Here is a 13867-nt window from a genome sequence, read left to right on the forward strand (position 1 = left end):
GGGTTTTTTCGAGTTCCGAAAAAAATAATGGTGGGAGGAAAACATGTTTCTCGGCATCGATCTGGGCACGTCGGGCGTCAAGGCGCTGCTGATCGATGCCGGACAGACCGTCATCGGCTCCGGCCATGGTTCACTTGACGTCTCGCGGCCGCATCCCGGCTGGTCCGAGCAGGACCCGTCGCACTGGATACGCGCCTGCGAAAACGCGATTGCCGAACTCAAGGCATCCCACCCTAAGCAATTGGCGGCGGCGAAGGGCATCGGCCTGTCGGGCCAGATGCATGGCGCGACCTTGCTCGATGCGGCCGACAAGGTGCTGCGCCCCTGCATCCTGTGGAATGACACGCGCAGCCATGTCGAGGCGGCAGCGCTCGACGCCGATCCGCGCTTCCGCCAGCTCACCGGCAACATCGTTTTCCCTGGCTTCACCGCGCCGAAACTCGCCTGGGTGAAAAACAACGAGCCCGCCGTCTTTGCCAAGGTGGCGAAGGTGTTGCTGCCAAAGGATTTCCTGCGGCTTTGGCTCACTGGCGAACATATTTCGGAAATGTCGGATTCTGCCGGTACCTCCTGGCTCGATGTCGGCAAGCGCCGCTGGTCCGCGGACCTGCTCGCGGCCACCTCTCTTGACGAGAAGCACATGCCGTCTCTTGTCGAGGGCACCGGAAAGGCCGGCGCGTTGCGCGCCGAACTCGCATCGAAATGGGGCGTGGAGGCTGGCATCCCCATTGCCGGAGGCGCCGGCGACAATGCTGCTTCCGCTTGCGGCATGGGCACGGTCGGTGCCGGCCATGCTTTCGTCTCGCTCGGCACGTCGGGCGTGCTGTTCGCCGCCAACGCATCCTATCTGCCGAACCCGGCAAGCGCGGTCCATACCTTCTGCCATGCCCTGCCAAACACCTGGCATCAGATGGGCGTCATCCTGTCAGCGACCGATTCACTCAACTGGTTGTCGGAAATTACCGGCAAAGGGGCGGGCGAGTTGACATCGGAACTCGGCGATGCCCTGAAGGCGCCGAGCGGCGTGTCCTTCCTGCCCTATCTCTCGGGCGAGCGCACGCCGCACAATGATTCCGCCATTCGTGGTTCCTTCACCGGGCTGGCCCATGAATCCAGCCGCGCCGTACTGACGCAGGCGGTGCTCGAAGGCGTCACCTTTGCCTTCCGCGACAGCCTCGAAGCCCTGAAGAAAGCTGGCACCACGCTGACGCGGGTGACGGCGATCGGCGGCGGGTCGCGCTCGCGCTACTGGCTGAAGGCGATTGCCACCGCGCTGCAGATGCCGGTCGATATCCCCGCTGACGGTGATTTCGGCGCCGCCTTCGGCGCCGCCAGGCTTGGATTGATCGCCGCGACCGGCGCCGATCCGCTGGCCGTTTGCTCCGCGCCGAGGACAGATGCCACGATCGAGCCGCACGCCGCTCTCGGCGGCGCTTACGCGGATGCCTATCACCGCTACCGCGCGCTCTATCCGGCAATCAAGGCCGTAACCGCGTGAGCTGGCGCCCACCCAACCATTCTTTTCCGCACGCTGGCGCTGCCCCTCACCTGCCTGCCGGCATCCTCTCCCCGTATAGAGACGGGGAGAGGGGCGCTAGCATCGCCGATTTCGCCAATCGCCATTGTTTCAAGAAGGGTGCCGGAGTTGGGGACAGTCCCCTTCTCCCCGTCACTATACGGGGAGAAGTGCCCGGCAGGGCGATGAGGGGCAGCGCCCATCTTGGCGATTGGTGCGTTCCACCGCACATTCGCGGACTTTCCTCACTGCGCCGGCACCTTGTCGAGGAAGCCGGTAACGCTCCTCAGCCGACCGTTCTCGATGACGCCGATATCGGTACCCTCGACGACGGAGTCCGTGCCTTCGGGGCCAAGGTTCCAGGAGAAGCGGATCTTGTCGGCATAGCCGTCCGGCATGCCCTTCAGCGAGAACCGGAAGCCGGCAAAACGATGCTGCACCCCGTCGATCAGGGCCGCGACGCCGTCATGGCCGTCGCCCTGCATGATCGGATCGCGATAGCTGACATCTTCGGTGAAGGTCGCCTTGAGCAATTCGGCGCGGCGGCCGGCGTCGCTTTCATTCCAGGCGGTGATGTAGCCCTCGGCTATTCTGTTGAGGTCGGTCATGGTCTGTCTCCTTTGTCTGACGGTTTTGACACCAGCCTTTTCGACCAGCCCAGGACCGAAACCAATTACGCCTGAGGTAATCAGGGCGAACTATTCGAGAGAGGACAGGAATTATGAGCAGCGGATTTTTCGGCAACATCCAGAAGATCAAATATGAGGGACCGGATTCGACCAATCCGCTGGCCTACCGGTTCTACAACCCGGACGAAATGGTGGCCGGCAAGCGGCTGGAGGATCATCTGCGCTTTGCCGTCGCCTATTGGCATTCCTTCGCCTGGCCGGGCGGCGATCCGTTCGGCGGCCAGACCTTCGATCGCCCCTGGTTCCCCAAGGCCGGCGGCATCGACACGATGGAATTGGCAAAACTGAAGGCGGACGTCGCCTTCGAGATGTTCTCGCTGCTCGGCACCCCCTATTTCTGCTTCCACGACGCCGATGTGCGGCCGGAGGGCAAGGATTTTTCCGAGAGCGCCGCCCGCCTGGATGAGATCGCCGATTATTTCGCCACCAAGATGAAGCAGACTGGCGTCAAGCTCTTGTGGGGTACGGCGAACCTGTTTTCCAACCGCCGCTTCATGTCTGGTGCCGCCACCAATCCCGATCCGGATGTGTTTGCCTATGCGGCCGCGACGGTGAAAAGCTGCATCGACATCACCAAGCGGCTGAAGGGCGAGAATTATGTGCTGTGGGGCGGCCGCGAAGGCTATGAGACGCTGCTCAACACCGACCTTGCCCGCGAGCAGGAACAGGCCGGCCGCTTCCTCAACCTCGTTGTCGACTACAAGCACAAGATCGGCTTCAAGGGCACCATCCTGATCGAGCCGAAGCCGCAGGAGCCGACAAAACATCAGTATGATTACGATGTCGCGACCGTCTATGGCTTCCTCAAGCGCTTCGGCCTGGAGAAGGAGGTCAAGGTCAATATCGAGCAAGGCCATGCCATCCTTGCCGGCCATTCCTTCGAGCACGAACTGGCGCTGGCCAACGCGCTCGGCATTTTCGGCTCGATCGACATGAACCGCAACGACTACCAGTCCGGCTGGGACACCGACCAGTTCCCCAACAACGTGCCGGAGATGGCGCTTGCCTACTACCAGGTTCTGCAAGGCGGCGGCTTCAAGACCGGCGGCACCAATTTCGACGCCAAGCTGCGTCGCCAGTCGCTCGAGCCGCAGGACCTGCTGATCGCTCATATTGGCGGCATGGACGCCTGCGCGCGCGGCCTCAAGGCGGCGGCGCGCATGGTCGAGGACAAGGCATTGTCGGGACCGTTGGCCGAACGCTACGCCGGCTGGAACAGCGCCGAGGCCAAGGCGATGCTGTCGGGAAAGCGCACGCTTGAGGACATCGCCGAGCGTGTGGTGAAGAAGAAGATCGAGCCGCAGCCGCGCTCCGGCCGCCAGGAGCTGCTGGAGAACATCGTCAACCGCTACGTTTGAGACGTTTGCCAGCCAGCAATCCAGGCCGGCAACCGATCCGTTCGAAAGTTGGCGCGCGGAAATCTTCTGCGCGCCATGCCGAAATCAGGGACAATCTTTTGCCCCGCACCGCCCCTTAATCGCCCCGCTCCTGCCTTCAAATGGTCGTCACGAATCTCGTATAAGAGTGGCTCGTGGCGGGAAGGAAAGGAGGCGAAACGATATGCAGCACGAACGTGAAATCGACGCCCTACTCTCACCTGGCGAGGCTGGTTCGATCATCGATCGGCTGATGGCGCTGCCGCATTCGAAAGACAGCGCCCGCGAGACAAATGAATGGGATCGCGCGGTCGCCGCGCGGCTCGAAACGGCACTGGCCAAGAGCATGCGCTCGCGCATCGTCAGCGAAGGCCGCGACGCCGCCTGATTCTTCGGTTATTTCAGATTCTTCCGCGGTTTGACGAATGGAGACGCTTTCTCCATCCTGCATCGATGATACGCGCGGTGCTCCTGGATATTCTGGGTGTCGTCTACGATGGCGACACCCAGATCGCGGGCGCCGTGGCCGCCGTCGAACACCTGCGCAAGGCTGGCCTGCCGCTTCGCTTTGTCAGCAACACGACACGTTCGCCGCGCGACAGAATCCTCGCACAGCTTGCCGCTCTGGGCGTCCGCGTGAAGGACGAGGAACTGCTGACGCCGGCGCGTGCCGCGGTCGAATGGTTGCGCAGGCACGACCGCCAGCCTCATCTGCTCGTCCATCCAGACCTCGAAGCCGAGTTTTCAGGCCTGGACGGCGGCAATGGCCGCGCTGTCGTCGTCGGTGACGCCGGCGATGCCTTCGACCATGCAAGCCTCAACCGGGCGTTTCGCGAACTCGTTGCCGGCGCCGATTTTCTGGCTCTTGCCACCAACCGCACCTTCAAGGATGCCGACGGCCTGCTCAGCCTCGATGCCGGGGCCTTCGTCGCGGCCCTCGAATTCGCCAGCGGGCGAAGTCCTGTCGTGCTCGGCAAACCGTCACCCGATTTCTTCCTCTCGGCGCTTGCCGGCTTGAATTGCCCGGCCGCCGATGCGATCATGGTTGGCGACGATGCGGAGAGTGATGTCGCCGGCGCCCTGCGCGCCGGGCTTGGCGCGGCGCTGCTCGTGCGAACGGGCAAGTACCGTCCTGGCGACGAAACGCGCTTCGACCCGGCGCCGACGGCACTGGTCGACGACCTCGCCGCCGCGACAGACTGGATACTTAAAGCGCGCCGCGCTGAAACGGATTCAGGCGACGCGCTTTAAGTCTTTGTTTTGTTTTGATGCATGTCGCCCTAAACCGCTGGGCAGTTTTGGGCGACATGCATTGTCAGCCGCGCCGCAGCCTGACCGGCGCTTCACCGAAAGCCCTGGAAAACGCCCTGGAAAATGCGGCTGCGGACGAAAAGCCGGTCCGCCCGGCAATGTCTGCCATCGCGATCCGCGTGTCGACCACCAGCCGTCGTGCGGCACCCAGGCGCAGCCTGAGATAGTAAGCGCCCGGCGTCTCGCCGATCGACTTGCGAAAGATGCTTTCCAGTGTCCGTGCGGTCACGCCGGCGCGCTTGGCGACCGCCTCTATGGTCAGCGGCTGGTCGACATGCGCTTCCATCAGCCGGATGGCTTGCGCCAGACGGGGATCGTAGCCGTCGAGCCGGCCGAGCGAGACCAGCGGTTGGGCATCGGTCGCGGCGCGCGCCTGATCGTAGATGAAGACGCTGGCGACATCGAGCGCCACGGCCATGCCTAGGCGCGTGCGAATGAGATGCAGCATCAGGTCGAAGGTTGGCGAGGCGCCGCCCGAGGTGAAGACCGGCCCGTCGATGACATAGCGGTCCGGACGGACATCGACGCCGGGGAATGCCGATGAAAAATCTTCCATATCTTCCCAATGGGTGGTGGCGCTGCGCCCTTCCAGCAGGCCGGCACGCGCCACCAGCCATGTGCCGGCCTCGACGCCGCCGCAGGCGCGGGCCGTCCGCGCCGCGCGGCGCAAGCCCGAGAGCAGCGCCGATGTCGCGTAGTTCTGGGTGCCGAAGCCAGCGACGACGACAAGAACGTCGGTTGGTTCGTTTGCATCGAAGCGGCCGCTGACCGCCACCGGCAGGCCGCACGTGGTGACCGGAGCCTCGCCGGTCACCGAGACCAGCTTGAAATCGAACAATGTCTCGCCTGAGATGCGGTTTGCGGCGCGCAGCGGATCGACAGCCGACGCGACGCACATGATGGACGAGCCGGAAAACACCAGCAGCGTCACCTTGAGCGGCGAGCGTTCGGCACGAAAGATATCGGGTTTTTCGCTTTTGATCATGGAAGCTTCGTAAAACGCAAAACAGTTTCCGGCAAGTCGGTCATTGTTGTGGTCTGTTTCTATGGGAGGAGAAATTCCATGCCGCTCGCGATGAACCGTGAGGTCTTCATTACCTGTGCCGTGACCGGGTCCGGCGGTTCGCAGGATCGCAGCCCGCATGTGCCGCGTTCGCCCAAGCAGATCGCCGATTCGGCCATCGACGCGGCCAAGGCGGGTGCTGCCATCGTCCATTGCCATGTCCGCGATCCCGAAACCGGCAAGCCCAGGCGCGACGTGCATCTCTATCGTGAGGTCACCGAGCGCATCCGCGAGGCCAATGTCGACGTGGTGCTGAACCTCACCGCCGGCATGGGCGGCGACATGGTCTTCGGCTCGCCGGAAGCGCCGCTGCCGCTCAACGAAAAGGGCACCGACATGGGCGGCGCCACCAACCGCATGGAACATGTGCGCCAGTGCCTGCCGGAGATCTGCACGCTCGACTGCGGCACCATGAATTTCGCCGAGGCCGACTATGTCATGACCAACACGCCCGGCATGCTGCGCGCCATGGGCGGCATGATGACGGCGCTCGGCGTCAAGCCCGAGATCGAGGCCTTCGACACCGGCCATCTTTGGTTCGCCAAGCAACTGGTCGAGGAAAAGGTGCTGAACCCCAACGCGCTGGTGCAACTGTGCATGGGCGTGCCGTGGGGCGCGCCAGACGACCTCAACACTTTCATGGCGATGGTCAACAACGTGCCGTCGACCTGGAACTGGTCGGCTTTCTCCATCGGCCGCAACCAGATGGCCTATGCCGCCGCCGCGGTGCTGGCCGGCGGCAACGTCCGAGTCGGGCTGGAAGACAATCTGTGGCTCGACAAGGGCGTGTTGGCGACCAACGCCCAGCTGGTCGAGCGCGCCGCCAGCATCGTCACCAATCTCGGCGCCACGATCCTCGGGCCCGAGGACGTGCGCAAGAAGCTCAACCTGACCAAGCGGGCGCCGATCGCGGCGTGAGCCAGAGCTTGATCCCGAAGCCGTAGCCGGCTTTCGGAAAAGATCATGCTCTCAGCAAGCCAACCGGGGAGGCGCAGATGACGACTGTTAAATTCACCGCGATGAAGGATGGCGACAGGGACGACTACGAGTTCCTGACCGCGCATGAAATCGACTATGCGGCCAAGACCGGCGAGCGATTGCTCGACGCGCTGGTGCAACTGGATGAGGGCCTTTCCGGCTACAAGATCACCCGGCTCGGCCATTCGCTGCAGGCGGCGACACGCGCTTGGCGCGACGGCGCCGATACGGACTGGATCGCCTGTGCATTGCTGCACGACATCGGCGACATCTATGCGCCCTACAATCATGACGAATATGCCGCGTCGATCCTGAAACCCTTCGTGCGCGAGCAATGCACCTGGGTGGTGGAAAAGCACGGCGATTTCCAGCGGCTCTATTATGCCCATCATCTTGGCGGCAACCGCCATTCCCGCGACCGTTTCACCGGCCATGCCTATTTCGACGACTGCGACCAGTTCTGCGAGCGCTGGGACCAGTCGAGCTTCGACCCCGATTACGAAACGCTGCCGATCGACTTCTTCCGGCCTTTCGTTCTCGAAGTCTTCGCCCGCAACGCCTACGACCCCCAGGTGATACGCGCCGGCGAGCGCGTGCCGCTCATCGATCCCGAAACAGCCAGGACAAGAACCGGAGCCTCCCTATGAGCATCATCAACAAGGCAGCCGCCATCGGTGGCGGTGTCATCGGCGCCGGCTGGGTCGCGCGCCTGCTGCTCAACGGCATCGACGTGGCGATCTTCGATCCGGATCCCGAGGCGTCGCGCAAGGTCAGCGAAGTGATGAAGGGCGCGCGCCGCGCCTACAAGCAGATGGTGCCCGGTGGCTTGCCGAAAGAAGGCAAGCTGACCTTCGCCAAGACCATCGCCGAAGCGGTCGCCGATGCCGATTTCATCCAGGAAAGCGTGCCCGAACGGCTCGACCTCAAGCACAAGGTGCTGGCCGAGATCGACACCCATGCGCCGGCCAACGCTATTGTCGGCTCCTCCACCTCCGGCATCAAGCCGACCGACATGCAGGTGGCGATGAAGAAGCATCCGGAACGGCTGGTCGTCGGCCACCCGTTCAATCCGGTCTATCTCCTGCCGCTTGTCGAGATCGTCGGCGGCGACCAGACTTTTCCCGAAGCGATCGAGGTCGCCAAGGAGATCTATGCTTCGATCGGCATGAAGCCTGTCGTCATCCGCAAGGAGATCGAGGCCTTCGTCGGCGACCGCCTGCTCGAGGCCGCCTGGCGCGAGGCGCTGTGGCTGATCAAGGATGGCATCTGCACCGTCGAGGAACTCGATGACATCATGCGCTACGGCTTCGGCCTGCGCTGGGCGCAGATGGGCATGTTCCAGGTCTACCGTGTCGCCGGCGGCGAAGCCGGCATGCGCCACTTCATGGCCCAGTTCGGGCCGTGCCTGAAATGGCCATGGACCAAGCTGATGGACGTGCCGGAGTTCAATGACGAGCTGGTCGATCTGATCGCCACCCAGTCGGACGACCAGGCGCATGGCCTCTCGATCCGCGAGCTGGAAAAGATTCGCGACGACAATCTGGTCGCCATCATGGATGCGCTGTCGAAGCAGAACAAGGGCAAGGGCTGGGGCGCCGGCGCGTTGCACAAGGACTACACCACGCAGCTCGCCAAGCTGGCGGCGAAGAAGCCGACCGCTTCAAAGGCGGCCGAGAAGGCCAAGGCCTCCGAGCCGGTGAAGAAGGCGGACAAGCCGAAGAACAAGAAGAAGGGCTGAGGCCATGGATTTTGGTCTGTCGGAAGAGCAGAAGCTCATCGTCGAGACGACGCGTGCCTTCGTCGAGAATGAGCTTTACCCGCATGAGCGCGAGGTCGAGCGCACCGGCGTGCTGCGCCGCGAGCTCATAGAGGAGCTGAAGGCCAAGGCGATCGAGGCCGGCCTCTATGCCGCCAACATGCCGGCCGATGTCGGCGGCGCGGGGCTCGATACGGTGACCTGGCTGCTCTACGAGAAAGAGCTCGGCCGTGCCAACTATGCCCTGCACTGGACCTGCGTGGCGCGCCCCTCCAACATCCTGCTCGCCGGCACGCCCGAACAGCGCGAAAAATATCTCTTCCCTTGCATCCGTGGCGAGAAATGGGACTGCCTGGCGATGACCGAGCCCGGCGCCGGCTCGGACCTGCGCGGCATGAAGGCGACCGCGGTGCAGGATGGCGACGACTGGGTGCTGAACGGCACCAAGCACTTTATCTCCCACGCCGATCTTGCCGATTTCGCCATCGTCTTCATGGCTTCGGGTGAAGAGGACTCGCCGCGCGGCAAACGCAAGAAGATCACCGCCTTCTTCGTCGACAAGGGCACTAAGGGTTTCACGGTGCGTGACGGCTACCGCAACGTCTCGCATCGCGGCTACACCAACGCCATTCTCGAATTCGACGATTGCCGGCTGCCGGCGAGCCAGGTGCTGGGAGAGGTGCATAAAGGCTTCGACGTCGCCAATTCCTGGCTGGGCGCCACACGTTTGCAGGTCGGCGCCACATGTCTCGGCCGCGCCGAGCGGGCGCTTGGCCATGCGGTCGAATACGCCGCGCAGCGCCAGCAGTTCGGTCAGCAGATTGGCAAGTTCCAGGGCGTGTCGTTCAAGCTCGCCGACATGGCGACTGAACTGAAGGCCGCCGACCTTATGGTGTTCGAGGCTGGCTGGAAGTACGATCAGGGCACTGTCACCGATCAGGACATGGCCATGGCCAAACTGAAAGCCACTGAAATGCTGGCCTATGTTGCCGACGAGGCGATCCAGATCCATGGTGGCATGGGGCTGATGGACGATTTGCCGCTGGAACGCATATGGCGCGATGCCCGCGTCGAGCGCATCTGGGAAGGCACGTCGGAGATTCAGCGACATATTATTTCGCGGGCGCTGCTGCGTCCGTTCGGAGCTTAGAGCATGATCGTCCAAAACCGGGATTCGGTTTTGGCGGACAAACGAGATCGTTTGTCCTGCGATCGCGCTCAAACGAAAAGATGACCATGCATAAACTCGAACGTCTCCTGCGCCCAAAATCGATCGCCGTGTTCGGCGGCGTGCAGGCCGCCGCCGTCGTGGCGCAATCGATCAAGATGGGTTTTGCCGGCGAAATCTGGCCGGTGCACCCGACCAAGGACGAGGTTGCCGGACGCAAGGCATATCGTTCGGTGGCGGACCTGCCCGGCGCGCCGGACGCCGCCTTTGTCGGCGTCAACCGACACCTGACCATCGAGGTGGTCAAGGCACTGGCCGAGCGCGGCGCTGGCGGCGCTGTCTGCTTTGCCGCCGGCTTCCTCGAAACCGAGGCCTATGACGAGGACGGCGAGCGGCTGCAGGCCGAACTGGTCGCCGCAGCAGGCCACATGCCGATCATCGGCCCGAATTGCTATGGCCTGATCAATTATGCCGACGGCGCACTGCTGTGGCCCGACCAGCATGGCGGCATCAGGTTGGCCGAGGGTGGCAAGGGCGTCGCCATCATCACCCAGTCGTCCAACATCGCCATCAACATGACGATGCAGAAGCGCGGCCTGCCAATCGCTTTCCTGATGACAGCCGGCAACCAGGCGCAGACAGGCCTTTCGGAAATGGCGCTCGGCCTGATCGAGGACGAGCGCGTCACCTCGCTCGGCCTGCACATCGAGGCTTTCGATTCGGTAGCCGGCTTCGAGAAGCTGGCCGCCCGGGCGCGGGAATTGAAAAAACCGATCATCGCCATGAAGGTCGGCCGCTCCGAACAGGCGCGGCAGGCAACCGTGTCGCACACCGCGTCGCTGGCCGGCTCGGATGCGGCATCCGGCGCCTTCCTGAAGCGCCTCGGCATCGCCCGCGTCGATTCCATCCCCGCCTTCATCGAGGCGCTGAAGCTGCTGCACATCACCGGGCCGCTGCCCGGTTATCGTCTGTCGTCGATGAGCTGCTCGGGAGGCGAGGCGTCGGTCATGGCCGACAGCGCCGAAGGGCGCTGGGTCAACTTTCCGGTTCTGACGGAGCAGCATCGGGCCCATGTCAAATCGACGCTCGGGCCGTTGGTCGCGGTCGCCAATCCGTTAGATTATCACACCTTCATCTGGAATAACGAGCCGGCGATGACCGCCACCTTCACCGCCATGGTGTCGGGCGGTTTCGACTTGAACATGCTGGTGCTGGACTTCCCGCGCCCCGACCGCTGCTCGGTTACGGACTGGTGGGCGACGCTGCGCGCCTTCGAATCGGCGCTGAAGACCAACAAGGCGCATGGCGCGATCGTTTCCTCGCTGCCGGAAAATCTGCCGGAGGAATACACCGCCGAGCTGATGGCGCGCGGCATGGTGCCGTTGTTCGGTATTTCCGAAGCCATGGATGCCGCTCAGGCGGCGGCCTTCATCGGCTGGGCATGGCGGGAGCCGCAGGCGCAGCCGGTCGACACATCGGCGGCGGGCGCTTCCGAGGGCGAGCATGTGACGCCGGACGAGGCCGAGGCGAAGGCGAGGCTGATCAGGGCCGGGCTTCCAGTGCCCAAGGGCGAGCGCGCCGGCAATGCCGTCGAGGCGGTGATTTCCTCCATGGCGCTCGGCTTCCCCGTGGCGCTGAAGGCGCTTGGCGTCACCCACAAATCTGAAGTGGGTGCGGTCCGCCTCAACCTCAGGGATGCCGAATCCGTCAGCACGGCGGCGCATGACCTGCTGCCGCTCGGCACCGGCCTCTATGTCGAGCGTATGGTGCGCGACGGCGTCGCCGAACTGATCGTCGGCTTCACCCGCGATCCGATGTTCGGCGCGGTGATGACGCTGGGCACCGGCGGCGTGCTGGTCGAACTGTTGCGCGACAGCGTCACGCTGATGCTGCCGGCAACCCGCGACGATATCGAGGCGGCGTTGCGCGGCCTCAAACTGTTCCCGCTGCTCGAAGGCTATCGCGGCCGGCCGAAAGCCGATGTCGCGGCTGCCATCGATGCCATCGCGGGTATCGCCGACTTCGTGCAGAAGAATGCCGGCGAGATCGAGGAACTCGATATCAACCCGCTGATCGTCTGCGTCGAGGGCAAGGGCGCCTGGATCGCCGACGCGCTGCTGGTACTGGGAGAAAGCAGGAATGTCTGACGTCATTTCGACCCGCCGCGAAGGCTCGATCCTCGAGGTAACCCTCGACCGGCCCAAGGCCAACGCCATCGACCTGAAAACCTCGCGGCTGATGGGCGAGACCTTCAAGGCGTTCCGCGACGATCCCAGCTTGCGCGTCGCCATCGTCAAGACCGCCGGCGACAAGTTCTTCTGCGCCGGCTGGGACCTGAAGGCGGCTGCCGGCGGCGATGCGGTCGATGGCGATTATGGCGTCGGCGGCTTTGCCGGCTTGCAGGAATTGCGTGACCTCAACAAGCCGGTCATCGCCTGCGTCAACGGCATGGCGGTGGGCGGCGGCTTCGAACTGGCGCTGTCCTGCGACCTCATCTATGCCTCCGACCACTCCTCCTTCGCGCTGCCCGAAATCCGCGCCGGCACGCTGGCCGACGCGGCGACGATCAAGCTGCCGAAGCGCATCCCCTATCATGTCGCCATGGACCTGCTGCTCACCGGTCGCTGGATGGATGTCGCCGAGGCGCATCGCTGGGGTCTGGTCAACGAGGTGCTGCCCAAGGAGAAGCTCGAGGATCGCGTCTGGGAGATCGCCCGACTGCTGGCTAGCGGCCCGCCGCTGGTCTTCGCCGCGATCAAGGAAACGGCACGGGTGGCGGAAGCCCTGACCTTCCAGGACGCGATGAACAAAGTGACGCGCCGGCAATTGGCGACGGTCGACGCGCTCTATGGTTCGGAAGACAATATGGAAGGTTTCCGCGCTTTTGCCGAGAAGCGGGAGCCGGTGTGGAAGGGGAAGTGACCCGGAGATGATGGCGTTCCGTCCCACCCCCCTCTGGCCTGCCGGCCATCTCCCCCGCAAGGGGGGAGATCGGATGCCATCTCAGCTTTCGCCAATCTTCGACGTTCAAAAGAATGCGCCGCCAGCGGAACTGGCAATCTCCCCCCTTGCGGGGGAGATGTCCGGCAGGACAGAGGGGGGTGCCTGGGCTCTGCCTTGGCAATCCGCCCCATGACCGATTACAAAGCCCTCATCGACGCCGAGACCTGGGGCTTCATCGAGCGGACCAATTCCTACTACCCGCCCGATACGATCGACTACACTATCGCGCAGCAGCGCGAGATCTATGATCGCATGTGCCGGGAATTCTTTGCCGGCTATCCAGAGGGCGTCACGGCCGAAACATTGGCCATTGCAACGCCCGAGCACAATATCCCGATCCGCATCTATCGCAATGGAGCCCCGGAGAAGACAGCGACGGTGCTCTACATCCATGGCGGCGGCTTCATCCTCGGCGGGCTGGACAGTCATGACGATGTCTGCGCCGAGCTTTGCGCCCGCACCGGCTACGAGGTTGTCTCCGTCGGTTACCGGCTGGCGCCGGAGCACCTGCATCCGGCTGCCTTCGACGACGCCATGAGTGCCTTCGAATGGGCTGCCGCCACCTATGTCAGTGCTGATCTATCCCGGGCTCGGCGGCGACCGCTCGCACGGTTCCTATGTCACGCACGCAGAAGCGCCGATGCTGACCATGCGCGATCTCGAATTCTACAAGCATATCCGCACCGGCGGCACGGACCAGACCGGCGACATAACGCTGTCGCCGCTGGCAGACGCCGACTTCGCCAACCTGCCGCCGACGGTGCTGATTACCGCTGAGTGCGACCCGCTGTCGTCGGACGGCGAGGCCTATCGCGACCGGGTCATCGCAGCAGGCGGACGGGCCGTCTGGATCGAGGAAAAGGGTCTGGTACACGGCTATCTCAGAGCCCGGCACACGGTGGCGCGCGCCCGCGCCAGCTTCACCCGCATTGTCGACGCGGCAGCTGCCCTCGGGGAGGGTGCCTGGCCCTGGTGAGCGATTTTCGTCCGCCGAGGCATTGTCCGGC

12 protein-coding genes and 1 pseudogene are annotated in these 13867 nt (G+C 63.8%); 11 read left to right on the forward strand and 2 right to left on the reverse strand.

What is annotated here, in order from left to right; all coding sequences use genetic code 11:
• Positions 1 to 43: 43 nt before the first annotated feature.
• The gene (xylB, locus tag FJ548_RS09595; RefSeq protein ID WP_140777723.1) at positions 44 to 1498 is read left to right on the forward strand and encodes a xylulokinase; all 1455 of its coding nucleotides are present in this window, start codon (positions 44 to 46) and stop codon (positions 1496 to 1498) included.
• A 263-nt stretch (positions 1499 to 1761) separates the two neighbouring features.
• Here the strand turns inward: xylB and FJ548_RS09605 are convergent, their stop codons facing one another.
• Entirely contained in the window at positions 1762 to 2124 is a 363-nt protein-coding gene (locus FJ548_RS09605; RefSeq protein ID WP_140606651.1) for a nuclear transport factor 2 family protein, read from the reverse strand.
• A gap of 113 nt (positions 2125 to 2237) precedes the next feature.
• On the opposite strand from FJ548_RS09605, the gene xylA reads away from it, so the two are divergent.
• The 3 genes from xylA to FJ548_RS09620 all read left to right on the forward strand — a co-directional run bounded on the left by xylA (position 2238) and on the right by FJ548_RS09620 (position 4832).
• Positions 2238 to 3563 carry a xylose isomerase gene (xylA, locus tag FJ548_RS09610; RefSeq protein WP_140606652.1) on the forward strand — a complete coding sequence of 442 codons (1326 nt, stop codon included), beginning with the start codon at positions 2238 to 2240 and terminating at the stop codon, positions 3561 to 3563.
• A gap of 202 nt (positions 3564 to 3765) precedes the next feature.
• Positions 3766 to 3969, forward strand: coding sequence for a hypothetical protein (locus FJ548_RS09615; protein WP_140690867.1), 204 nt, complete (start codon positions 3766 to 3768; stop codon positions 3967 to 3969).
• A 65-nt stretch (positions 3970 to 4034) separates the two neighbouring features.
• Positions 4035 to 4832, forward strand: a complete 798-nt coding sequence (locus FJ548_RS09620) for a TIGR01458 family HAD-type hydrolase (RefSeq protein ID WP_140690865.1) — start codon at positions 4035 to 4037, stop codon at positions 4830 to 4832.
• Between the two features lie 64 nt (positions 4833 to 4896).
• Here FJ548_RS09620 and FJ548_RS09625 read toward each other — a convergent pair whose 3' ends face one another.
• Positions 4897 to 5877 carry a GlxA family transcriptional regulator gene (locus FJ548_RS09625; protein WP_140690863.1) on the reverse strand — a complete coding sequence of 327 codons (981 nt, stop codon included), beginning with the start codon at positions 5875 to 5877 and terminating at the stop codon, positions 4897 to 4899.
• A 78-nt stretch (positions 5878 to 5955) separates the two neighbouring features.
• Here FJ548_RS09625 and FJ548_RS09630 point away from each other — a divergent pair, with 78 nt between their 5' ends.
• The 7 genes and pseudogenes from FJ548_RS09630 to FJ548_RS09665 all read left to right on the forward strand — a co-directional run bounded on the left by FJ548_RS09630 (position 5956) and on the right by FJ548_RS09665 (position 13836).
• Positions 5956 to 6873 (forward strand): 3-keto-5-aminohexanoate cleavage protein, encoded by a 918-nt coding sequence (locus FJ548_RS09630; RefSeq protein WP_140777724.1) that lies wholly within the window; start codon positions 5956 to 5958, stop codon positions 6871 to 6873.
• 77 nt (positions 6874 to 6950) lie between these two features.
• Positions 6951 to 7580, forward strand: a complete 630-nt coding sequence (locus FJ548_RS09635; RefSeq protein ID WP_140777725.1) for an HD domain-containing protein — start codon at positions 6951 to 6953, stop codon at positions 7578 to 7580.
• A complete protein-coding gene (locus FJ548_RS09640) occupies positions 7577 to 8671 on the forward strand; it encodes a carnitine 3-dehydrogenase (protein ID WP_140777726.1) in 1095 nt (364 codons plus the stop codon). The genes FJ548_RS09635 and FJ548_RS09640 overlap by 4 nt, the downstream gene beginning before the upstream one ends.
• Before the next feature lie 4 nt (positions 8672 to 8675).
• Positions 8676 to 9839: an acyl-CoA dehydrogenase gene (locus FJ548_RS09645; protein ID WP_140491110.1), complete on the forward strand. Its 1164-nt coding sequence runs from the start codon at positions 8676 to 8678 to the stop codon at positions 9837 to 9839.
• Positions 9840 to 9925: 86 nt separating this feature from the next.
• Complete coding sequence (locus FJ548_RS09650) at positions 9926 to 12004, forward strand: acetate--CoA ligase family protein (RefSeq protein WP_140606660.1); 2079 nt, start codon at positions 9926 to 9928, stop codon at positions 12002 to 12004.
• Positions 11997 to 12779 (forward strand): carnitinyl-CoA dehydratase, encoded by a 783-nt coding sequence (locus FJ548_RS09655; protein ID WP_140777727.1) that lies wholly within the window; start codon positions 11997 to 11999, stop codon positions 12777 to 12779. Before FJ548_RS09650 ends, FJ548_RS09655 begins: the two co-directional genes overlap by 8 nt.
• Before the next feature lie 210 nt (positions 12780 to 12989).
• Positions 12990 to 13836: pseudogene (locus FJ548_RS09665) on the forward strand (alpha/beta hydrolase).
• Positions 13837 to 13867: the final 31 nt, after the last annotated feature.

Source organism: Mesorhizobium sp. B2-4-17, assembly GCF_006441275.1.
Classification (GTDB): domain Bacteria; phylum Pseudomonadota; class Alphaproteobacteria; order Rhizobiales; family Rhizobiaceae; genus Mesorhizobium.

Coding starts and splice junctions, on each gene's coding strand:
- xylA (WP_140606652.1), top strand. CDS start 2,238: ATGAGCAGCGGATTTTTCGGCAACATCCAGAAGATCAAATATGAGGGA.
- FJ548_RS09640 (WP_140777726.1), top strand. CDS start 7,577: ATGAGCATCATCAACAAGGCAGCCGCCATCGGTGGCGGTGTCATCGGC.
- FJ548_RS09615 (WP_140690867.1), top strand. CDS start 3,766: ATGCAGCACGAACGTGAAATCGACGCCCTACTCTCACCTGGCGAGGCT.
- FJ548_RS09635 (WP_140777725.1), top strand. CDS start 6,951: ATGACGACTGTTAAATTCACCGCGATGAAGGATGGCGACAGGGACGAC.
- FJ548_RS09620 (WP_140690865.1), top strand. CDS start 4,035: ATGATACGCGCGGTGCTCCTGGATATTCTGGGTGTCGTCTACGATGGC.
- FJ548_RS09655 (WP_140777727.1), top strand. CDS start 11,997: ATGTCTGACGTCATTTCGACCCGCCGCGAAGGCTCGATCCTCGAGGTA.
- FJ548_RS09645 (WP_140491110.1), top strand. CDS start 8,676: ATGGATTTTGGTCTGTCGGAAGAGCAGAAGCTCATCGTCGAGACGACG.
- FJ548_RS09650 (WP_140606660.1), top strand. CDS start 9,926: ATGCATAAACTCGAACGTCTCCTGCGCCCAAAATCGATCGCCGTGTTC.
- xylB (WP_140777723.1), top strand. CDS start 44: ATGTTTCTCGGCATCGATCTGGGCACGTCGGGCGTCAAGGCGCTGCTG.
- FJ548_RS09605 (WP_140606651.1), bottom strand. CDS start 2,124: ATGACCGACCTCAACAGAATAGCCGAGGGCTACATCACCGCCTGGAAT.
- FJ548_RS09630 (WP_140777724.1), top strand. CDS start 5,956: ATGCCGCTCGCGATGAACCGTGAGGTCTTCATTACCTGTGCCGTGACC.
- FJ548_RS09625 (WP_140690863.1), bottom strand. CDS start 5,877: ATGATCAAAAGCGAAAAACCCGATATCTTTCGTGCCGAACGCTCGCCG.